The organism is Ruegeria sp., assembly GCF_965199275.1.
Taxonomy (GTDB): domain Bacteria; phylum Pseudomonadota; class Alphaproteobacteria; order Rhodobacterales; family Rhodobacteraceae; genus Ruegeria.
Genome location: NZ_CBDAQX010000008.1, coordinates 507,485 through 527,612, shown reverse-complemented (window position 1 = coordinate 527,612; position 20,128 = coordinate 507,485). Strand labels below are relative to the sequence as shown.

At 58.7% G+C, this 20,128-nt stretch carries 17 protein-coding genes and 4 pseudogenes; 14 read left to right on the top strand and 7 right to left on the bottom strand.

The annotated features are described in order from the left end of the window. The first annotated feature begins 47 nt into the window (after nt 1-47). The 3 genes from ACOERD_RS04890 to rpoD all read left to right on the top strand — a co-directional run bounded on the left by ACOERD_RS04890 (nt 48) and on the right by rpoD (nt 4,477). The gene (locus ACOERD_RS04890; protein WP_170376237.1) at nt 48-344 is read left to right on the top strand and encodes a hypothetical protein; all 297 of its coding nucleotides are present in this window, start codon (nt 48-50) and stop codon (nt 342-344) included. An 80-nt stretch (nt 345-424) separates the two neighbouring features. Next, nucleotides 425-2,374 (top strand): DNA primase, encoded by a 1,950-nt coding sequence (dnaG, locus tag ACOERD_RS04885; RefSeq protein ID WP_419738225.1) that lies wholly within the window; start codon nt 425-427, stop codon nt 2,372-2,374. Between the two features lie 114 nt (nt 2,375-2,488). Continuing rightward, nucleotides 2,489-4,477 (top strand): RNA polymerase sigma factor RpoD, encoded by a 1,989-nt coding sequence (gene rpoD, locus ACOERD_RS04880; RefSeq protein WP_170639014.1) that lies wholly within the window; start codon nt 2,489-2,491, stop codon nt 4,475-4,477. Nucleotides 4,478-4,630: 153 nt separating this feature from the next. Here rpoD and ACOERD_RS04875 read toward each other — a convergent pair whose 3' ends face one another. Beyond that, nucleotides 4,631-5,668, bottom strand: coding sequence for a helix-turn-helix domain-containing protein (locus tag ACOERD_RS04875; protein WP_419738224.1), 1,038 nt, complete (start codon nt 5,666-5,668; stop codon nt 4,631-4,633). 283 nt (nt 5,669-5,951) lie between these two features. Between ACOERD_RS04875 and ACOERD_RS04870 the strand changes: the two genes are divergently transcribed. The 4 genes from ACOERD_RS04870 (at nt 5,952) to ACOERD_RS04855 (ending at nt 7,823) form a co-directional block, all read left to right on the top strand. Then, nucleotides 5,952-6,272, top strand: coding sequence for a thiol-disulfide oxidoreductase DCC family protein (locus ACOERD_RS04870; RefSeq protein ID WP_419738223.1), 321 nt, complete (start codon nt 5,952-5,954; stop codon nt 6,270-6,272). A 118-nt stretch (nt 6,273-6,390) separates the two neighbouring features. Continuing rightward, on the top strand, nt 6,391-6,936 hold the full coding sequence (locus ACOERD_RS04865) for a DUF4166 domain-containing protein (RefSeq protein ID WP_419738222.1): 546 nt from the start codon (nt 6,391-6,393) through the stop codon (nt 6,934-6,936). A gap of 76 nt (nt 6,937-7,012) precedes the next feature. Then, nucleotides 7,013-7,411, top strand: a complete 399-nt coding sequence (locus tag ACOERD_RS04860; RefSeq protein ID WP_419738221.1) for a hypothetical protein — start codon at nt 7,013-7,015, stop codon at nt 7,409-7,411. A gap of 25 nt (nt 7,412-7,436) precedes the next feature. Continuing rightward, complete coding sequence (locus tag ACOERD_RS04855) at nt 7,437-7,823, top strand: secondary thiamine-phosphate synthase enzyme YjbQ (protein WP_419738220.1); 387 nt, start codon at nt 7,437-7,439, stop codon at nt 7,821-7,823. Here ACOERD_RS04855 and ACOERD_RS04850 read toward each other — a convergent pair. Then, a complete protein-coding gene (locus ACOERD_RS04850; protein ID WP_419738219.1) occupies nt 7,711-7,944 on the bottom strand; it encodes a hypothetical protein in 234 nt (77 codons plus the stop codon). The genes ACOERD_RS04855 and ACOERD_RS04850 overlap by 113 nt on opposite strands. Here ACOERD_RS04850 and ACOERD_RS04845 point away from each other — a divergent pair. From ACOERD_RS04845 to ribD, 4 genes and pseudogenes are all read left to right on the top strand, one after another. Continuing rightward, nucleotides 7,937-9,679 (top strand): IS1634 family transposase, encoded by a 1,743-nt coding sequence (locus tag ACOERD_RS04845; RefSeq protein WP_419737624.1) that lies wholly within the window; start codon nt 7,937-7,939, stop codon nt 9,677-9,679. The two genes, ACOERD_RS04850 and ACOERD_RS04845, sit on opposite strands and share 8 nt — an antisense overlap. A gap of 113 nt (nt 9,680-9,792) precedes the next feature. Next, nucleotides 9,793-9,870, top strand: a pseudogene (locus ACOERD_RS04840) (YjbQ family protein); the annotation flags it as partial. Between the two features lie 118 nt (nt 9,871-9,988). Then, a complete protein-coding gene (gene nrdR / locus ACOERD_RS04835; RefSeq protein ID WP_170376254.1) occupies nt 9,989-10,459 on the top strand; it encodes a transcriptional regulator NrdR in 471 nt (156 codons plus the stop codon). Continuing rightward, nucleotides 10,456-11,556 carry a bifunctional diaminohydroxyphosphoribosylaminopyrimidine deaminase/5-amino-6-(5-phosphoribosylamino)uracil reductase RibD gene (gene ribD, locus ACOERD_RS04830; protein ID WP_419738218.1) on the top strand — a complete coding sequence of 367 codons (1,101 nt, stop codon included), beginning with the start codon at nt 10,456-10,458 and terminating at the stop codon, nt 11,554-11,556. The genes nrdR and ribD overlap by 4 nt, the downstream gene beginning before the upstream one ends. Here ribD and ACOERD_RS04825 read toward each other — a convergent pair. Then, nucleotides 11,553-12,401, bottom strand: a pseudogene (locus tag ACOERD_RS04825) (capsular polysaccharide biosynthesis protein); the annotation flags it as partial. The gene ribD and the pseudogene ACOERD_RS04825 overlap by 4 nt on opposite strands. Continuing rightward, a complete protein-coding gene (locus tag ACOERD_RS04820) occupies nt 12,313-12,564 on the bottom strand; it encodes a hypothetical protein (protein WP_419738217.1) in 252 nt (83 codons plus the stop codon). The pseudogene ACOERD_RS04825 and the gene ACOERD_RS04820, both read right to left, overlap by 89 nt. Here ACOERD_RS04820 and ACOERD_RS04815 point away from each other — a divergent pair. Next, the gene (locus ACOERD_RS04815) at nt 12,557-14,299 is read left to right on the top strand and encodes an IS1634 family transposase (RefSeq protein ID WP_419737624.1); all 1,743 of its coding nucleotides are present in this window, start codon (nt 12,557-12,559) and stop codon (nt 14,297-14,299) included. The genes ACOERD_RS04820 and ACOERD_RS04815 overlap by 8 nt on opposite strands. A 112-nt stretch (nt 14,300-14,411) precedes the next feature. Here ACOERD_RS04815 and ACOERD_RS04810 read toward each other — a convergent pair. The 3 genes and pseudogenes from ACOERD_RS04810 to ACOERD_RS04800 all read right to left on the bottom strand — a co-directional run. After that, nucleotides 14,412-15,653: pseudogene (locus tag ACOERD_RS04810) on the bottom strand (capsular polysaccharide biosynthesis protein); the annotation flags it as partial. A gap of 3 nt (nt 15,654-15,656) precedes the next feature. Next, complete coding sequence (locus ACOERD_RS04805; RefSeq protein ID WP_419738216.1) at nt 15,657-16,790, bottom strand: polysaccharide biosynthesis/export family protein; 1,134 nt, start codon at nt 16,788-16,790, stop codon at nt 15,657-15,659. Between the two features lie 79 nt (nt 16,791-16,869). Next, nucleotides 16,870-18,168, bottom strand: a pseudogene (locus ACOERD_RS04800) (capsule biosynthesis protein). Between the two features lie 140 nt (nt 18,169-18,308). On the opposite strand from ACOERD_RS04800, the gene ACOERD_RS04795 reads away from it, so the two are divergent. Both ACOERD_RS04795 and ribB read left to right on the top strand, forming a co-directional pair. Then, on the top strand, nt 18,309-18,896 hold the full coding sequence (locus tag ACOERD_RS04795; protein ID WP_419738215.1) for a riboflavin synthase: 588 nt from the start codon (nt 18,309-18,311) through the stop codon (nt 18,894-18,896). A 109-nt stretch (nt 18,897-19,005) separates the two neighbouring features. Further along, nucleotides 19,006-20,127: a 3,4-dihydroxy-2-butanone-4-phosphate synthase gene (gene ribB, locus ACOERD_RS04790; RefSeq protein WP_170665386.1), complete on the top strand. Its 1,122-nt coding sequence runs from the start codon at nt 19,006-19,008 to the stop codon at nt 20,125-20,127. The last annotated feature ends 1 nt before the right edge of the window (nt 20,128 follow it).

The following is a 20,128-nucleotide window of genomic DNA, read 5'->3' as shown; positions in this document are numbered from 1 at the left end:
TGCTGGCGGGTAAGCTGCGTCCAGACAAACGAATCCGGGAGACCTCAATGTTGCGTATCGCCATCGCTGCAGCCTTGCTTGCAACGCCTCTGGCCGCCGCCGAAACCAAGGAACAAAGCTGCCAGTATCAGGCCGATGTCGTGGCCGCGATCCAGAAAGCGCGTCTGGACAAGGTGAAAGAGCGCGACGTTGTGGAGGCCGTGGCTGAAACCAGCCCCACATGGCCCGAGAACTATAACGCGGCGATCCCATTGATCACGCCCTGGGTTTATGAGCAAAAGATGCGCGACGTTCGCAAAAAGGATCTGGGTGCGGCTTGGCTTGAGCTGTGTTTGCAGCAATAATCCACAGCTCAGCAATTTCCCTGTGGACAACCGCGCGTCATCCCCTTGGCGCGCGTTTTCATTTCTGGCAGGTTTGAGCCATGTCATTGCCCCCCGGATTTCTCGATGAGCTGCGCACCCGGCTGAGCCTGTCTCAGGTTGTTGGGCGTAAAGTTATGTGGGATCAGCGAAAATCCAATCAGGGCAAGGGGGACATGTGGGCGCCGTGCCCGTTTCACCACGAAAAAACGGCGTCTTTTCATGTGGATGACCAAAAGGGCTTCTACTACTGCTTTGGCTGTCATGCCAAAGGGGACGCGATCACCTTCGTGAAAGAGACCGAGAATGTCTCGTTCATCGAGGCCGTTGAAATTCTGGCGCGTGAAGCTGGCATGCCGATGCCCGCGCGCGACCCGAAAGCGCAAGAAAAACAAGACCGCCGCACGCAACTGGCCGAAGTGATGGAGCAGGCGGTTCAGTTCTTTCGCCTGCAACTCAAGACCGGGGCGGGCAGTGCGGCGCGCGACTATCTGGCCCGTAGGGGTTTGGACGCCAAAGCGTTGGAGCGATGGGAGATCGGTTTTGCCCCGGACGGCTGGCAGGCTTTGTGGGATCATCTGACCGGAAAGAACGTAGCCGAAGATCTGATCCTCGGGGCGGGTCTGGCCAAGCCGTCGAACAAGGGCAAGAAACCATATGACACGTTCCGCAACCGGATCATGTTCCCGATCCGTGATCCGCGCGGTCGGTGTATTGCATTCGGCGGTCGGGCGATGGACCCGAATGATAATGCCAAATACCTGAACTCACCCGAAACCGAGTTGTTCGATAAGGGCCGTAGCCTGTACAACCACGGGCCTGCGCGGCAGGCGGCCGGGAAGGGGCAGCCGCTGATCGTGGCCGAGGGCTATATGGACGTTATCGCGCTGGCCGAGGCTGGGTTCGGCGCGTCGGTTGCTCCGCTTGGGACGGCAATTACCGAACATCAGTTGCAGCTGCTCTGGCGGATTTCGAATGAGCCGATCATTGCGCTGGATGGCGACACGGCCGGCCTGCGGGCGGCGATGCGAGCGGTCGATCTGGCCTTGCCGCTGCTTGAGGCCGGAAAGTCCCTGCGCTTTGCGCTGATGCCCGAAGGAAAAGACCCGGATGATCTGCTACGGGCCGACGGGGCAGGGGCTGTTCAGGCCGTATTGGACGGGGCCATCCCAATGGTCAAGCTCCTGTGGCAGCGCGAGACCGAGGGCAAGGTTTTTGACAGCCCTGAACGCAAAGCTGGGCTCGATAAGGTGCTACGCGACAAGATCAAGCTGATCCGTGACCCCTCGATCCGATCGCATTACGGGCAAGAGATCAAAGATCTGCGCTGGCAATTGTTTCGCCCGCAGAGACAGTCACAAAACCGTGCGTGGCAACCAAAAGGGAAGTGGCAACCGCAGAAACAGCCCGCGACCGCGGGTGCGCGGGCCTCGTTTCTGGCGTCATCGGACAATGCGGACATCCATCTGCGTGAAGCCGCGATTCTGGCCATCGCGATTCTGAACCCTCAGGTCGTGGTCCAGTTTGAGGCGCAGTTGGAAGAGATGGATTGCCATGATCCTGAACATGCTGCTCTGCGTCATGCCATTTTGCGCCATGCGATTGATGATCCTGAAAACCTTCGGGACCATATTGTTGAAACTTTGGGGGCCGAACCCCTTGAAAATCTGCTGAGCCTTCGCCATGTCGCAGTGATCCCCTGTGTGTTCAAACCAGGCGACGTTGAAAAGGCTGAGATGACACTGGCCGAGGAACTCGCGAAAATAAAAGCGCTCCGGGGGTTGGATGCTGAGATTGCCGAAGCCGCAGAGGAACTTTCTGATCTGGCCGACGAGGCGTTGACATATCGGCTGGCGCAAGCCGCCGAAGAGCGTAACCGTACAAGCCGCAGTCAGAATGAAGACAGAGCCGTTTTCGACATTGCCGACAATGGCGCGCGAATCAATCGCGACGAAAAGGATGCGTTCAAGGCAATCATGTCCGGGATCAATTTCGAACGGAAACGTCGCTGAAGTGATGTTTTCGTAAAGCACTGGAAAAGAAAAACAGGTAAACGGGTGGCCGAATCAGTTTCACGCGCTAATGATTCGGATCAAACGAATCACCCATCCCTGCAGGAGCATTGAATGGCCGCCAAAGACACGTCAGAAGATCGCAAGTCAGACGAGCAGGAACAGGAAATCTCGCTGGACATGAGCCAGGCCCAGGTCAAGAAGATGATCGCCGAAGCCCGCGAGAAAGGTTACATCACTTACGACCAGCTCAATCAGGTTCTGCCGCCTGATCAGGTCAGTTCGGAGCAGATCGAGGACGTTATGTCGATGCTGTCCGAGATGGGCATCAACATCATCGAAGATGAAGAGGCCGAGGAAGAAGAAAACAAAGGCTCCACCGAACTGACCACCACGGACAACAACCGTGAGGTGGCTCTGGCCGGTGCTGCGACTGAAAAACTGGACCGCACCGACGACCCCGTCCGCATGTATCTGCGTGAGATGGGCTCGGTCGAACTGCTGAGCCGTGAGGGCGAGATCGCCATCGCCAAGCGGATCGAAGCGGGCCGGAACACGATGATTGCGGGTCTGTGCGAAAGCCCTCTGACCTTCCAGGCGATCACCATCTGGCATGACGAACTTCTGTCCGAAGACATTCTTCTGCGCGACGTCATTGATCTGGAGACCACTTTTGGCAACCAGATGGACGAAGATGGTGACGTGCAAGAGCCGGTCGTCGACACCTCGGCCGTGCAATCGGCCAAACCTGCCAAAGACACCGGGCCCGAACTGGATGCTGATGGCAACCCGCTAAGCAATGACGATGATGATGACGAGGACGATCAGGCCAACATGTCGCTGGCCGCGATGGAAGCCGCCCTCAAGGATCAGGTTCTGACCACGCTGGAGCGTATCTCGACCGACTTCTCGATGCTGTCGGAAATGCAGGATAGCCGGATTTCAGCCACTTTGAACGAGGATGGCTCGTTCAGTGAAAAAGACGAAGAGACCTATCAGAAGCTGCGGGCCGAGATTGTTGAACTGGTGAACGGGCTTCACCTGCACAACAACCGGATCGAGGCGCTGATCGACCAGCTCTATGGCATCAACCGCCGCGTCATGTCTCTGGACAGCTCGATGGTGAAACTGGCCGACCAGGCCAGGATCAACCGTCGGGAGTTCATTGACGCCTATCGCGGGCGTGAACTGGACCCGAACTGGCTATCCGAGATGGCGGAAAAGCCGGGCCGGGGCTGGCAGATGTTCATCGAACGCTCGACCGACAAGGTTGAGGAACTGCGCAGCGATATGGCTCAGGTCGGTCAATATGTCGGTCTGGATATCAGCGAATTCCGCCGCATCGTGCAGCAGGTTCAAAAGGGCGAGAAAGAGGCCCGGCAAGCCAAGAAGGAAATGGTCGAGGCCAACCTGCGTCTGGTGATCTCGATTGCTAAAAAGTACACGAACCGTGGCCTGCAATTCCTTGATCTTATTCAAGAAGGTAACATCGGCCTGATGAAGGCGGTGGACAAGTTCGAATACCGTCGCGGCTACAAGTTCTCGACTTATGCGACCTGGTGGATCCGTCAAGCGATCACACGCTCGATCGCGGATCAGGCGCGGACCATCCGTATTCCGGTCCACATGATCGAGACGATCAACAAGCTGGTTCGGACCGGTCGTCAGATGTTGCACGAAATCGGCCGCGAGCCGACGCCCGAGGAACTAGCCGAGAAGCTGCAGATGCCGCTTGAGAAAGTGCGCAAGGTAATGAAAATCGCCAAAGAGCCGATCAGCCTTGAGACGCCAATCGGCGACGAGGAAGACAGCCAACTGGGTGATTTCATTGAGGACAAGAATGCCGTGCTGCCGCTGGACAGTGCCATTCAGGAAAACCTCAAGGAAACGACAACCCGGGTTCTGGCCTCCCTCACCCCGCGTGAGGAGCGGGTTCTTCGGATGCGTTTTGGCATCGGCATGAACACCGACCACACTCTGGAAGAGGTCGGCCAACAGTTCAGCGTGACCCGCGAACGTATCCGTCAGATCGAGGCGAAAGCCCTGCGGAAGCTTAAACACCCAAGCAGATCGCGGAAACTTCGCTCCTTCTTGGATCAGTGAGATCAAAGGCGCCCCGGACGGAGGCGCCTTTTTTCGTTTCACCGTTCACATTGGCAGATTTGCCAAACACATTGGCGCGACTTCACACGTGTTGTGGCGTGCCCGTTTCTATATCTGCTTGGTCCACTCATGGGGCGGGCCGGGGCGAGGCGGTTAAGCTGATGACCCCCGGTTCCCGAAGTCCAGAGGATGTTCAACCCGCGTTTTAAAGGTACTCGGGGGCTGACCTGTCCAACGTTTGAACGCTGTGGAAAACGCGGATTGATCGGCGTATCCCAGAGAATAAGCGATCTCGGATAGGTTCATTCCATTGGTGATGAAGGTCTGGGCCAGATCGCAGCGCAAATCCTCGGTGATGTCGCGGTAGCTGGTGCCTTCGCTTTGCAACCGTCGGGCAAAGGTGCGGGCGCTCATTCCGAGTTTTGCCGCGACATCATCTGCGCTGAGGATTTTGCCCGGCAGCGAGCGAGTGATCAGCCCTTCGACTTTGGCGCGAGTCAATTGCTTCGGCAAGCGACGCTCGGCTAGAACGCGTTCCCCGTATTCTAGTAGGTGGGCGCGCAAGCTGGGGTCGTAGGTCGGGACGGGCAGGTTCAGCGAGGACGGGGACAGGACGATTTCGAGGCTTTCAGAGCCGAAAACAACCGGAAAACCTGCCAGTTGCTGGAAGGCATGGATATGATCCCCAACCTCATGCTGAAACCGTATTTCAATAGGGTGGAAATCGGTATGTGTCAGGTTGCGCATTCGGGCGACGGCGGCAAACATCAAGAACTCAGTTCGGCGGTGATAGCGAGCAAAGCTGGCGTCTTTCCACCGGGCCTCTAACGCGGCGAAATTCCCCGAAACCCGCAGGTTGAAGGCGATAGCAGGGTCGATCATGTCGTGGAAATGAGACGTGTTTTCAATCACCTGCTCCAGGTCTCGTGAGTATTTGCTGATGTAGGCCGTCAAGGTCGATGAGGACGTGACGCCAAGCCCGACACTTGCCGCAAAGGTGATATCGTTCAGAGCGTCGCAGGCATAGCGGACAAACAGCGCCTCTTTGTGGGCGCAAAAGGAGGTCGCATCCTCCGGCAGATCCCGCGGGCCAAGTCCGCTACGATCCAGCACCTCCAAGGTGTTGCGTTTTTCCAATCGCGCGTCGAGCGCATCGCGCAGAAAGTGAAGGCGGTCAATATCCACATTCATCGCAGCGAAGCCTTCCTTTCTCTGGACCGGGGCCGTTCCAGCATACTGCTTTTCTGTCAGAAATTCGAATGGATTTGGCAGCTGGCAACAAGCCTGGTCAAACGTTCCTGCCTATATCCTTTTCGTTGCCGGGTTAGTACCTTGTTGGGGATGAGGTCAGAGCCACCGCCGGTCTTACCAACCGGTCACCGGGTTCCCCGGCACACTTCTCCTTCTTGCCGCATTGTCCACCTGGTGGCCCTATGCCACGCTGTTTGTGCAAGCTTGGGTAGGTAGCGGCGCCATGGCAGGGATTGACACAACCGATCTGTTCGACGGACGCAACCTGATCGTCTTTGACGGAGAATGCGTTCTGCGTTCAGGCTTTTTCCGGTTCATGCTGAAACGCGACAAAACCCGACGCTTTGAATTTGCAACGGCGCAGTCTCCGCTTGGGCAAAGGATGTACATGGCGCTGAATCTGCCCGTTGTGGATTATGAGACCAACCTCGTGATCGTAGATGGTAAGGTTTTTCAACGGCTTGATGCCTTTGCGGCGGCTGTGCGCGCGCTGCCGGGGGTGCGGCCTTTCTATCGCTGGTACGGTTTCTGCCGAGCGCTGTGAAAGACCCGCTGTATTTCTCGATCGCCCGCAATCGGTATGCTCTGTTCGGTCGGTACGATACCTGTATGATGCCGGATGCTGCTCTCCTCGAGCGTTTTGCCGAGCAGGGGTTTGACGCGTGACGGATCCGTTTCTTCAGGCTTTGGCGGACCCAAGTGTTCTGCCCCAATCCGTGCGAGACCTGCATCACAGCCCAGGTGAATATGTCGGCGAATGCGATATCGAACGTGGTCGGGGCATTCTCGTTCAACTCGCGCTTAAATTGGGGCGGTTTCCCCCTGCGGGCCGGCATGTGCCCGTTCGACTGGTGACCCAAACTCAGGATAAAGACCACAGCTGGCTGCGAGACTTCGGGGGGCACGAAACAACGTCAGAGCTGAGGTTCGATGCAAAAACGGGCTATGTTAATGAGCGTTTCGGGCCGCTTTCGATCCGGCTAAAGCCGGTTGCGTCGAAACGAGGGCTGGAGGTTCATGTCCATCGCCTGACGGTTTTCGGCGTGTCGCTCCCTCAGTTTTTAATGCCGCAATCGTCAACGAGTGAATGGCAGGATGATTTGGGGCGCTTTCGGTTTGATGTAGCGTCCTCGATGCCGGGATTGGGATTGCTGATCCGCTACCACGGCTGGCTCACGCCGCTTCACAGTAGGGCGCAAGTTGGTTGAAATGATTGTGAGACCTGCTTTCCGCGGGCGCGATGACCTCTAAACTAAGGGGAGCAGCAAGTGAGGAAAGAGTATTATGAAACAGTTACAATATTGCGCCGCTTTGGCGGTGTTTGCCCTGAGTGTTCCGGCAACGGCGGACGCGGCACGTTTGGGTTTTCAAGCCAATGCAATCAATAGCACCGACTTTGAAGTCATTCCCCGTACACGGGATGACACAGACGGGTATTGGTGCGAGGCGGCAGATTTCGCGCGCCGCAGTCTCGGGGCAGGTTGGCAGGACCCCATCTATGTGTTGCGCGGCTATGGACCTAGTGTAACAACTGGGCGTGTAACCGCGGTTCAGTTTTCGCTGAAACCGCCTCCGGCTGATGCTCCAACACAATCTGGTGGTGTAACGGGGCCCTTCGTTGTCGGCTCCAGCATTTCCGTGCAGGGTGCAAATGCGCGGTGCGGTCGCCGGCAGATTTTTTGACAACTAGAACAAAGGCCAAGACGCAATGCAGACGGAATTCGCGCTCCAGACCGATGGGCCCGGCTTGTACGAATTCACATCCCAGGTTGCAGGTTGGCTTAGTTCCTTTGATCGGGATGGTGTCCTGACGTTGTTCGTCAGGCACACCTCCTGTTCTTTGCTGGTGCAAGAGAACGCAGACCCCGAGGTGCAGACGGATTTGCATGCGTTTTTTGAGCGTCTTGTGCCTCCGTCTGATCATCCCTCAATGTCTTACCTGCGCCATACCTATGAAGGGCCGGATGACATGCCTGCCCATATCAAAGCAGCGATGATGCCGGTATCCTTGTCCATTCCTGTCCGTCAGGGGCGGATGGTTTTAGGCACATGGCAGGGGATTTACCTGTTTCCTGACTTCCGACCTTTTTGTTGATCTGACTGGGTTTTTGGTTTGTTTTCAGGTGTGGTTGCTCAGAGGCGCGTTGTAGTGCCCCATTATTATAAAAAGTATTGACATGGGCCTTCAGATGGCTAACCTCTTCGCCCATGTTCATCCGCACCAAACATGACGCAAAGCTCAACCGCACACGGATCCAGATCGTTGAATCCGTCCGCACCGGCTCCAAGGTACGCCAGAAGATCCTGCGCCATGTGGGTGTGGCCCATAACGACAGCGAGATTGAGGATATCAAGCGTCTGGCGGGCCGCTTGATGGAGCAATTACGCATTGATCGCTCGCCGCAAATGGAACTGTTCACGCCCACGGAATATGCCGATCTGCAGGCGCTGGTGCGCCGCGCTCCGCGGCCGGACAAGCTTGGCGTTGATCTTGCCGAGTGCCGTGAGGAGGCGCGGGTCTCTCTGGGTCTGCGGGATGTCATGGGGACGATGTATGACCAACTGGGTTGGGGGGCCCTTCTGGGGGCGGCGCGTAAAAGTGCCAATCGCATTGTGAAAGAGCTGGTTATGGCGCGGATCGCACAGCCCGAGAGCAAGCGCGCGACCGTGGAGGCGTTGGAGAACCAGGCAGGCATCACGCTCAATCTGGACGTGGTCTATCGGAGCATGGATTACATCAATACGCCGGTGATAGACGGGATTTGCAAAACCTCTCACGCGGCGGCAGAGAAGTTGCTGGGCGGGCCAGTGACCGTGCTGTTCTACGATTGCACGACCCTGGCCTTTGACACCGAGCGCGAGGACCCGGCCGAGGATGCGGACGGGGTCGAGCAGGATCATCTTCTGGCCAAGGGCTTCAGCAAGGATGGCAAGCATCACCGCGCTCAGGTCATGCTGGCGCTGATCGTCACCTCCGATGGGCTGCCTGTGGGCTATGAACTCTTCCCGGGAAACACCTGGGAAGGTCATACGCTGGAAGCTGCGCTGAAGGCGTTGGAGGGACGCTTCGACGTGGCCAGGGTCACGTTCGTGGCCGATGCCGCCATGCTCAGCAAGGACAACCAGCAGATGTTGCAGAACAAGGGTCTGCCCTACATCCTCGGCTATCGCATGAAGTCCGCCCCGGCCGCCGTGAAGGCGAACATTTTGAGCCCGGAGGGACGCCAGCCTTGGGCTGGACACGGTTCTGAAGAGGCAACCGAGAAGGGCTGGTACAAGGTGATCGACCAGGAGGGAGCGCGGGTCATTGTGACCTGGTCACCCACCCGGGCACGCAATGATGCCCACAAGCGCGACAAGGCAATCGAAAAGCTGCACAAGAAGCTCAAGCGCTCTCGCAAACCCGGCAGCTTCAGCAGCCGGGGATATGGCCGCTTCCTGGCCTTCCCCGACAGCGGGGACGTCACGCTGGATGATGCAAAGATCAAGGCAGCGGCACAATGGGACGGGCTGCATGCCATTGTTGTTCATGGTGCGGACGAACTGGAGGCACAGGACGTCATTGCCCGCTATCACCAGTTGTGGGAGATCGAAGCCTGCTTCCGCACCAACAAGCACGATCTGAAAATCCGGCCCATCTATCACTGGTCGCCGCGTCGGGTCCGGGCCCATATCGCCATCTGCTACATGGCCTTCTGCTGCCTGCAGCACCTGCGCAAGCATCTGGACCTGCTCGGACACCCGATGAGCCCGGCTCGTATCCGCAACGAGTTGAACGCATTGCAGCTCTCGATCCTGCGCCACAAAGGCACCCCTGACCGCTACGGCATGCCAAGCCATGCCACGGTCGATGCCAGACGCATCCTCACCTGCGTCGGCCTGACCTGGAACGAAGCCCCTTTCAAGATACCCCCCGGGCGCACCCGAAAAACTGGCCAGACCAAAGCCTGAGCTCCCTCAACACTCCGAAACAATCGCTGGCGAAAAAAGTCCGTGTAGTGCCTTTTGGCAACCAAGGCATAATAATATCAATGACTTATACGAAAAAATGTCGGAAGTCAGGAGGCACATGGCAGGGGATTTACCTGTTTGAACACCGCCGCGCCCCGCATCAGCGGCTGGTCGCGGCACATCTGTCCTGACCCTTTATTTTGGGGTGCGAAATTCCGACTACCCAAATCCTAGCGGCTGCCCTATAGTTGTGGATAAGTAAGCCAAAGTGCTTACAAAAGAGGCCAGCTAGGGACGAGGAGACGGCGGATGCGCTGCCCGTTTTGCGGAAATATCGACACTCAGGTGAAAGATTCACGCCCGGCAGAGGATCACGTTGCAATACGCCGACGTCGCTTTTGCCCGGCCTGTGGAGGGCGTTTCACGACCTATGAACGGGTTCAGTTGCGCGATCTGGTTGTGATCAAAACCAACGGAAAACGCGAGGACTTCGACCGTGATAAGCTGGAACGCTCGATCCGTATTTCGATGCAGAAACGCCCGGTTGATCCTGAGCGGATTGATCAGATGATCTCGGGGATTGTGCGGCGTCTGGAAAGCATGGGCGACACCGATATTCCGTCCAACAGAATTGGTGAGATCGTCATGGAAGCTCTGGCGCGGATCGACACCGTCGCCTATGTTCGCTTTGCGAGTGTGTACAAGAATTTCCAGGCGGCCGATGATTTCGAGGAGTTTGTTCACGAACTGCGCCCGCCGCAGCCTTCGACGGACGAGTGAGCGAAACAGATAAGCGATTTATGGCGCTGGCCTTGTCTTTGGGTCGGCGCGGTCAAGGGTCGTGTTGGCCCAACCCGGCCGTCGGGTGCGTGATCGTGCGCGACGGCAGGATTGTTGGCCGAGGGTGGACTCAACCCGGCGGGCGTCCCCACGCAGAGCCTGAGGCTTTGGCGCAAGCGGGCGCGCGGGCTAAAGGGGCCACGGCTTATGTCTCGCTGGAGCCATGCGCCCACTACGGCAAGACACCGCCCTGTGCCGAGGCGTTGATCTCGGCCGGTGTGGCCCGCGTTGTTGCAGCGATTGAAGATAGCGATCCTCGCGTTTCCGGGCAGGGCTTTGCCATGCTGCGCGAGGCCGGGATCGAGGTTGAAACTGGTGTGCTGGCGCAAGAGGCCGAGCGTGATCTGGCCGGGTTCTTTCTGAAAACCGAACAGGGCCGTCCGTTTGTGACATTGAAACTGGCCAACAGCTTTGACGGGCGGATTGCCACGTCCACCGGACATAGCCAGTGGATCACCGGACAAACCGCGCGACGCGAGGTTCACGCGATGCGCGCCCGACACGATGCCGTCATGGTCGGCGCTGGCACGGCGCGCGCGGATGATCCCTCGCTTACGGTTCGGGATCTGGGGATAGAGCGTCAGCCGGTGCGCGTGGTTGTCTCGCGCCATTTGGATTTACCCTTAATGGGTCAACTGGCGCGCACGGCCACAAAAACGCCCGTTTGGCTATGTCATGGCCCGCATCCCGACGCCGAGCGCGCTCGCACGTGGGAGGGGTTGGGCGCGCGGTTGTTGCCCTGCGCGTTGCACGACCATCAGGTTAATGCGCGCGACTTGCTGCAACAGCTGGGCCACGAAGGTCTGACAAGTGTTTTCTGCGAAGGCGGTTCGGCTTTGGCGGCGTCGTTGCTGGCGCAGGATTTGGTCGATGAGCTTGTCGGTTTCACCGCCGGTTTGACCATCGGTGCCGAAGGCCTTTCGGCGATTGGCGCTTTGGGTCTGGAAAAACTAGACAGCGCCCCTCGGTTCGAGTTGATCGAGGCGCGCCCGGTCGGTGGCGACGTATTGCACCGTTGGGCGCGAACGACGCATTAACGTCGCCAGAGATGGGCATGGGTGGAAAAAGCACCCTGTAGCTTTGACAAGGCGCGATTGAGCGGCCCGCGTTTGGCGGGCTGACCTTGGGCCAGCCGTTCAACGGCGACTTCAACGGGGCAGGGTGCGCCGGTTGAAGGGTCCAGATAGCGGGGATAGTCGATCAGGCTGGCATGCACCAACCCCAGCAAGGATGGGCGTGCGCCGCGACGGGCCGGAACACTTCCAAGATCCGTGGTCAGGCCCCAACCAGCGTAGAAAGGCGCGCCAAAGGTGGTTACCGGAATTCCGCGCAAAAGCGCCTCGAACCCCATTAGCGAGGTCATGGTCCAGACCTCCTGCACCTTGGACAGCAAGGCCGATGGGTCGGTTTCAGTCGCGATCACATCCGCCAAGCCCTCGGTGTCAATCCGGCCCGAGCGCAGGCCAGCCTCGACATCAGGATGGGGTTTGTAGATCACCACGGCATCGGGATTGGCGGACCGAACTTTGCGCAGCAGGTCCAGATTGGTGCGGATGGCGCTGGTGCCCAGCAGGATGGAGGCGTCATCCTCGACCTGTCCGGGTACCAGAATGCGATGACCTTTGGGCAGAGGCGGCGCAGCGCCGCCGGTGTTGCATTTGCTCAACCCCTCGGACACGAGGGCTGAGATCACCCGCTCGGCCCGGTATTCCTGATCCGGACGCAGGGTCTCGCGCTTAGAAATCCACTCTTCCAAGCGGCTGGTTTGGGTCGGGTCGTAATAGATACCCAGATCATCCGTAACCAGCGACAGCGGAGGCACTAGGTCGGCCCCCAATCCGCGGGAGCGGAGAAAGCCATCCTCGATACGGGTGACGCCCTCGGCTTCGCGGGATTGATTCCTGACTTCCGACCTTTTTGTTGATCTGACTGGGTTTTTGGTTTGTTTTCAGGTGTGGTTGCTCAGAGGCGCGTTGTAGTGCCCCATTATTATAAAAAGTATTGACATGGGCCTTCAGATGGCTAACCTCTTCGCCCATGTTCATCCGCACCAAACATGACGCAAAGCTCAACCGCACACGGATCCAGATCGTTGAATCCGTCCGCACCGGCTCCAAGGTACGCCAGAAGATCCTGCGCCATGTGGGTGTGGCCCATAACGACAGCGAGATTGAGGATATCAAGCGTCTGGCGGGCCGCTTGATGGAGCAATTACGCATTGATCGCTCGCCGCAAATGGAACTGTTCACGCCCACGGAATATGCCGATCTGCAGGCGCTGGTGCGCCGCGCTCCGCGGCCGGACAAGCTTGGCGTTGATCTTGCCGAGTGCCGTGAGGAGGCGCGGGTCTCTCTGGGTCTGCGGGATGTCATGGGGACGATGTATGACCAACTGGGTTGGGGGGCCCTTCTGGGGGCGGCGCGTAAAAGTGCCAATCGCATTGTGAAAGAGCTGGTTATGGCGCGGATCGCACAGCCCGAGAGCAAGCGCGCGACCGTGGAGGCGTTGGAGAACCAGGCAGGCATCACGCTCAATCTGGACGTGGTCTATCGGAGCATGGATTACATCAATACGCCGGTGATAGACGGGATTTGCAAAACCTCTCACGCGGCGGCAGAGAAGTTGCTGGGCGGGCCAGTGACCGTGCTGTTCTACGATTGCACGACCCTGGCCTTTGACACCGAGCGCGAGGACCCGGCCGAGGATGCGGACGGGGTCGAGCAGGATCATCTTCTGGCCAAGGGCTTCAGCAAGGATGGCAAGCATCACCGCGCTCAGGTCATGCTGGCGCTGATCGTCACCTCCGATGGGCTGCCTGTGGGCTATGAACTCTTCCCGGGAAACACCTGGGAAGGTCATACGCTGGAAGCTGCGCTGAAGGCGTTGGAGGGACGCTTCGACGTGGCCAGGGTCACGTTCGTGGCCGATGCCGCCATGCTCAGCAAGGACAACCAGCAGATGTTGCAGAACAAGGGTCTGCCCTACATCCTCGGCTATCGCATGAAGTCCGCCCCGGCCGCCGTGAAGGCGAACATTTTGAGCCCGGAGGGACGCCAGCCTTGGGCTGGACACGGTTCTGAAGAGGCAACCGAGAAGGGCTGGTACAAGGTGATCGACCAGGAGGGAGCGCGGGTCATTGTGACCTGGTCACCCACCCGGGCACGCAATGATGCCCACAAGCGCGACAAGGCAATCGAAAAGCTGCACAAGAAGCTCAAGCGCTCTCGCAAACCCGGCAGCTTCAGCAGCCGGGGATATGGCCGCTTCCTGGCCTTCCCCGACAGCGGGGACGTCACGCTGGATGATGCAAAGATCAAGGCAGCGGCACAATGGGACGGGCTGCATGCCATTGTTGTTCATGGTGCGGACGAACTGGAGGCACAGGACGTCATTGCCCGCTATCACCAGTTGTGGGAGATCGAAGCCTGCTTCCGCACCAACAAGCACGATCTGAAAATCCGGCCCATCTATCACTGGTCGCCGCGTCGGGTCCGGGCCCATATCGCCATCTGCTACATGGCCTTCTGCTGCCTGCAGCACCTGCGCAAGCATCTGGACCTGCTCGGACACCCGATGAGCCCGGCTCGTATCCGCAACGAGTTGAACGCATTGCAGCTCTCGATCCTGCGCCACAAAGGCACCCCTGACCGCTACGGCATGCCAAGCCATGCCACGGTCGATGCCAGACGCATCCTCACCTGCGTCGGCCTGACCTGGAACGAAGCCCCTTTCAAGATACCCCCCGGGCGCACCCGAAAAACTGGCCAGACCAAAGCCTGAGCTCCCTCAACACTCCGAAACAATCGCTGGCGAAAAAAGTCCGTGTAGTGCCTTTTGGCAACCAAGGCATAATAATATCAATGACTTATACGAAAAAATGTCGGAAGTCAGGATCCGTAACCAGCGACAGCGGAGGCACTAGGTCGGCCCCCAATCCGCGGGAGCGGAGAAAGCCATCCTCGATACGGGTGACGCCCTCGGCTTCGCGGGATTGATTGGCCCAGACCATGTGGGGACGGGTGGATGAGGCCGGAGGCGACGGCAAAAACCGTATTTTCCGGTGCTGGCCAAACATGGCCTGCAGATGCTTGCGCTTCCACATCCGCATGCTCGACGCGGTCCATCCCAAACGGTCCTGCCGCCACGCGCGGGTCTGGGCCTCGAGCGTGTCCAGCACGACTTCTAGCTCACACAATTGGTCCCGATAGGGATCATACCAAACGGGATAGAGCATCATTGTTGCAGCAAAGAGCTGCGCGCGCGTTAGATTGCGTTGCCTGCGTTGAACGGGGTTTTCGTCCTGCGTCAAACCCCATCCGGCATAGAATGGCTGCCCGAAGACGCGGGGTTTGTGACCGGAGAGAATGGCCTCGAACCCCATTTGCGACGAGAGCGTATAGACACTGACCGCTCCGTCCAACAGCGACCATGGGCTGATGTTATCCGCAACGAAGGAAACGCGTTCCAAGAGGTCTTGCTCGGTGTAGTGCCCGGTGCGGTGACCAGCCAGTGTTTCGGGATGGGTCTTGATCAGAACCTGCATCCCGGGGTTTTCTTCCTGCGCGATCACCAGCATCTCAAGAAACCGCGCGCGGTCCCCTCGGCTGGCCGTGACCGAGGCATCGCCGACCGTCTGATCAACCACCAGCACATAACCGGGGTCGGGGATCGGCGCGTCGGGGTCATAGGCGGAATATTTGCTGAGGTTCAGTTCCTTCAGGCGCTCAATCGCGCCACGCGCCCGGTTCAGAAGCGCGGTATCATCCAGCGGATGTGTCGCTAGAAGCGTTTCCAGATCTGACGGTTGGGCCGGATCAAAGTGTAAGCCCGAGCGATCCAGAAGCAGGCCTAAAGGCGGCTCGCCCTGGCGACCGGGGCGGAGAGATCTTAGAAAGGCGTCCTCGACCCGCAGCAAAGGGGTACCCCGGTCGTTAGCGATGCGTCGCCCGCGATGGGCGGTAGGGCTGTTGCCCCAAATGGCGACGGTGTCTTCGGGTCGGGGCAGGCCCAGTCGGATGTCATATCCCGAAAGGGATAGAATGCGCCGGAGGCGCCGGTTGGTCAGAAACCCGCCATTGTAGACAAATGCCCGGGACCGCGCCGCGCCAGTTGCGGTGGGGTCCCCATGGGTCATGGTTTAGTTGCCGGTCAAGGTGGCGACATTCGCAACCGGCGTCAGGCCCCCTGCGATCAGAGAGATCGACTTTGTCCACTGCGCGTACGGTGCCTCGGTCACGTAGATTGTGTCATCGTCGCGGATCACGAAATCACGCGCGATGAACAGGCCATTGGGCGCGGTCAGGTTCAAAAGATAGATCATGCGCTGATCGCCCTGCAGGTCGGAACGGCCCATCACCTGGCGGGCGATGTCCTGGCGTTCGCGGCGCAGGACAAAAATACCAGTTGGATCGGATGAGATGGATACCAGGCCGCCAACCTGTGCCAGTGCCTCAAGCGCGGACAGGTCCTGACTGTCGAAGGCGACGCGCGATTGTCCTCCGGTTGCGCCGAGCGCGATATAGGAACGGCTGTCTCCCTCGACCAGAATGCGGTCACCGCTGCGCAGCGCGACATCCAGTTTAGGATTGCGGAACAGGTCATTGTACCAGACTGTCCCACGTTGGTCGCCACGGATCAGCGTGACCAGCGCAATATCGGACTCAACCGAAACCCCCCCGGCCTGCGACAGCATGCCGAGCAGGGTACGGGTGGGGCGTTCTATCGGGTAAATTCCCGGGGCGCCGATAGTACCGCTTAGCGAAACAGTAGAGCCGTCACCGGCCAGGCGTCGTACTTCGACTTGAGGGTCGGGGGTTTGTTCCTTCAACTCGTCCGTGATCAACCCTCGGAGCTCTTCCGGAGTGTTGCCAGCGGCGCGTAGACGGCCTGCATAGGGGACGAAAATGAAGCCCTCGCTGTCGACCTGAACCTCGTTCAACGCAGTCGAAGAACCTGCATCGCCCGCAAGCAGCCCATCATCGACGTTCTCCCAGATCGTTAGGCCCAAAACATCTCCGGGGCGTACGGTATCAGCGGTCAGAGATGGGGCAGAGGTAAAGGAGGAAGAGAACCCAAACTGCGGCACTGATGACGTGGCCCGTGACACGCGGTCATCGACTTCCACCACAAACGCATTGCCGCCATTATTGACTGAGCCGGCCAGAATCTCGTTCTTGTTTGGGCCCGCTTTGGGCAACTGGCATGCACTCAGCATGACGAGTGAGGTCACAAGGGCGACCCCCCGTACCCAACGGATTGGAAAGCGATGCACTGCCGATAACCTCAGTTCTACTTGTTTTTCGGCAAACTACTCTTTTATCGCTACAACTTCCAGAGAAGGATGGCCGGGTCTACTCAACGATTTTCAACTGTGGCTCTGGGGTCGCGTCGACGGACAGCAGGGCCTGATAGGGATCATCAGCCCTCAGCATCATGTCGACAGTGCGGCGCAGCAATTGCCGACGTCCGCGTCTGGAGTAGTAGCCGCCCGGAACCTGACTGGTTTCCAGCAGAAACCGTCGATACAACTGGTAGGCCTCGATGTCGGGTAATTCAGGGTCGGCGAAGAAACAGCTAACCTCCTGTTGTGACACAAGTTCCGGTTTTTCATAGACCGCACGACCAAAAATCCGAAGGGGGATACCGCGCCACAGAACTTGCTGCCCGGCAGTCGAGTTGATGGTCACGGCCGAGTTGGCGTCGTCCAGCAGTTTCGCCAGTTTGCCGCCGGGAACGTAGTGAACCCGTCCCTTGATCCCGAAACTAAGCGCCAAATCCCGAACACGTCGGCGGAGGGGTTCGCGGTGGTTCTAAAGCGGATGCTCCTTGATGACAAGGTGGTGATGCGTGGGAGCGCCTTTCGCGAAGCCCTCCATCATTTGTTCTAAAAAAGCGCACATTCCCGAATAGTCTGAATGGGATTGGACCGAGCTGTCATGTCCCAGTTGCAACAGCACAAGGTGATAAGGAAAAGCCCTGCTACGTACCCGCGCCGTGGCCAGACTGCGTTGCAGCCGATGGATGGGCATCAGCATCAGGCGCTTGAAATACAGGCGAAACTCTTTCGAGACTGGCAGCGCACGGTGGGGTTTGAAATTTCGATAGCGCCCGTTCAGAAACAGTACAAACCAGTGATAGAGCGCGCCGTAGAAAATGTGTTGTCGCATGTCTCCCCAATGGGACGGCGGCGGCGGCGCGTGCCCGCCCGAATGCGACAAGGCCTGTGCCATCTGGTCCAGATCCAGAGACATAAGCCGCGAGTTGCCGTTTGAGCCGCCCCGCTCATAGGTGACCCACCATGGGCGCAGGTAGCCTTCCTCGAACACATGCACAGTTATGCCTCGTGTTTTGGCGATCCTGACGGCGTTGGCGTGAATCGGGCGGGTGTCACCGTATAGAACGATGTCTGTCACTTGTTTCTCGGCGATCAGCGCCTGCAGCACCTCGGGCCAGTGTTCTGGCGCGTCGCGATAGGAGATGTAACTTTTCCTGTCGAACCAGAAAGCCTGATCGCCCGCGTTGAAGCCGACACGCCATGTCTGCGCCCCCGAGGCCCGCAACATCCGGCCCAACGCGTTGAAAAACGGGCCATGCGGGCCTTGCAGGAACAGAAAGACCCGAGGGTCAGCGTTTGGGTCTGGGTGGTGCATCTGCGCGATTTAGCTAATATTCTTGTCGAAACTATGCCCGCCTGAGGGTTTCTCGGCAAGGTTGGGCTTGCCGGGCGGCGCGGATCAGCTTACCTCGGCCCTGATAGTCTGAGACAGGGTAGAACGCGAGGGTTGACGGAATGTTTACAGGGATCGTGACCGATATTGGAACAGTGACCGAGCTGGACCAGCAAGGCGACCTGCGTGCGCGTATCCAGACGAGCTATGACACGGCCTCGATTGATATTGGCGCCTCGATTGCAAGCGATGGTGTCTGTTTAACTGTGATCGCGCTGGGCGATGACTGGTACGATGTTCAGATCAGCGCCGAGACCGTCTCAAAAACCAACCTGAACAGCTGGGCGCTGGGCAAGCGCGTCAACCTTGAGCGTGCGCTGAAGGTTGGCGACGAACTCGGCGGTCACATCGTGTCGGGCCATGTGGATGGCGTCGCCGAAGTTGTCGATCTGCGCGACGAAGGTGACAGCACCCGCGTGACCTTGCGCGCGCCCAAGGATTTGGCGCGTTTCGTTGCGCCCAAAGGCTCGGTAGCGTTGAACGGGACGTCTCTGACCGTGAATGATGTAGAGGGCTGCGATTTCGGCATCAACTTCATCCCCCACACGAAAGAGGTCACCACATGGGGTGATGTCGCCGTCGGGGATCGGGTGAATCTGGAAATCGACACTCTGGCTCGCTACGTCGCCCGACTGGCCGAGACCGTCTGAGCGTTAGAATACGTCGCGTCTGAGCCCGCTCAGGCCGTTTGTGCTCTGGCTTTTGGATGCGGGGTGGTCTATCCCGCCTTGCAGAAATGCTCTTGTGAAAGGCTGCCCCATGAGCTTTGAAACCCCCGGCCCGGTCGAGGCCCAGCTGCGCGATGCGATCAGCCCGATTGAGGACATCATCGAAGAGGCCCGCGCAGGCCGGATGTATATCCTCGTCGATCATGAAGATCGCGAGAACGAGGGCGATCTGGTCATTGCCGCAGAATTTGCCGATGCCGAGGCGATCAACTTCATGGCAACCCATGGACGCGGGTTGATCTGCCTGCCGATGACGGCTGAACGGGTCGAGGCGCTGGCGCTTCCGATGATGGCGGTGAACAACTCGTCCCGCCACGAGACGGCGTTTACGGTATCGATCGAAGCACGTGAGGGCGTGTCGACCGGTATTTCAGCCGCTGATCGCGCGCTGACCGTGGCGACGGCGATCAATGAACAGAACACGATGGCCCATATCGCAACACCAGGTCACATCTTCCCCTTGCGCGCCAAGCGGGGTGGGGTGCTGGTCCGCGCAGGCCACACTGAGGCTGCCGTGGATATCTCGCGCCTGGCCGGGTTGAACCCCTCGGGCGTGATCTGTGAGATCATGAAGCCCGACGGCACCATGGCCCGTCTGCCCGATCTGGTCGAGTTCGCCAAAACCCATGACATGAAGATTGGTACGATCAGCGACTTGATCACCTACCGCTCGCGCAATGATAACCTCGTGGTCGAAACCTCGCGCGAGATGGTTTCGTCGGAATACGGCGGCGAATGGGAAATGCGCCTGTTCACCGATCAGCTTCACGGCATCGAACATGTCGTCATGATCAAAGGCGACATCACCACGCCCGAGCCTGTCCTAACCCGCACCCACGCGCTGCACGAAGCGCCGGATATCTTGGGCCTCGGTCCGAAGTCCTCTCGCGAATTGCCACGCGCGATGGAGAAGATCGCGGAAGAGGGCCGGGGGGTCGTCTGTCTGTTCCGCCAGCCGCGCAACTCTCTCTATGCAGCCGAAGATGAAGGCCCGCGGACCATCAAGCAAACCGGTCTGGGATCTCAGATCCTGTCCAAACTGGGCATTCAAGAGCTAGTCCTGCTGACTGACTCGCCCGAAACCGTATATCTGGGGCTGGACGCATTTGGGCTGTCCATCGTTGGCACCCGCCCGATCCTGAAGGAAGACTGAT

Coding starts and splice junctions, on each gene's coding strand:
- ACOERD_RS04870 (WP_419738223.1), top strand. CDS start 5,952: ATGGCAGGGATTGACACAACCGATCTGTTCGACGGACGCAACCTGATC.
- ACOERD_RS04855 (WP_419738220.1), top strand. CDS start 7,437: ATGCAGACGGAATTCGCGCTCCAGACCGATGGGCCCGGCTTGTACGAA.
- ACOERD_RS04860 (WP_419738221.1), top strand. CDS start 7,013: ATGAAACAGTTACAATATTGCGCCGCTTTGGCGGTGTTTGCCCTGAGT.
- ACOERD_RS04815 (WP_419737624.1), top strand. CDS start 12,557: ATGTTCATCCGCACCAAACATGACGCAAAGCTCAACCGCACACGGATC.
- rpoD (WP_170639014.1), top strand. CDS start 2,489: ATGGCCGCCAAAGACACGTCAGAAGATCGCAAGTCAGACGAGCAGGAA.
- ACOERD_RS04850 (WP_419738219.1), bottom strand. CDS start 7,944: ATGAACATGGGCGAAGAGGTTAGCCATCTGAAGGCCCATGTCAATACT.
- ACOERD_RS04845 (WP_419737624.1), top strand. CDS start 7,937: ATGTTCATCCGCACCAAACATGACGCAAAGCTCAACCGCACACGGATC.
- ACOERD_RS04795 (WP_419738215.1), top strand. CDS start 18,309: ATGTTTACAGGGATCGTGACCGATATTGGAACAGTGACCGAGCTGGAC.
- ribB (WP_170665386.1), top strand. CDS start 19,006: ATGAGCTTTGAAACCCCCGGCCCGGTCGAGGCCCAGCTGCGCGATGCG.
- nrdR (WP_170376254.1), top strand. CDS start 9,989: ATGCGCTGCCCGTTTTGCGGAAATATCGACACTCAGGTGAAAGATTCA.
- ACOERD_RS04820 (WP_419738217.1), bottom strand. CDS start 12,564: ATGAACATGGGCGAAGAGGTTAGCCATCTGAAGGCCCATGTCAATACT.
- ACOERD_RS04875 (WP_419738224.1), bottom strand. CDS start 5,668: ATGAATGTGGATATTGACCGCCTTCACTTTCTGCGCGATGCGCTCGAC.
- dnaG (WP_419738225.1), top strand. CDS start 425: ATGTCATTGCCCCCCGGATTTCTCGATGAGCTGCGCACCCGGCTGAGC.
- ACOERD_RS04890 (WP_170376237.1), top strand. CDS start 48: ATGTTGCGTATCGCCATCGCTGCAGCCTTGCTTGCAACGCCTCTGGCC.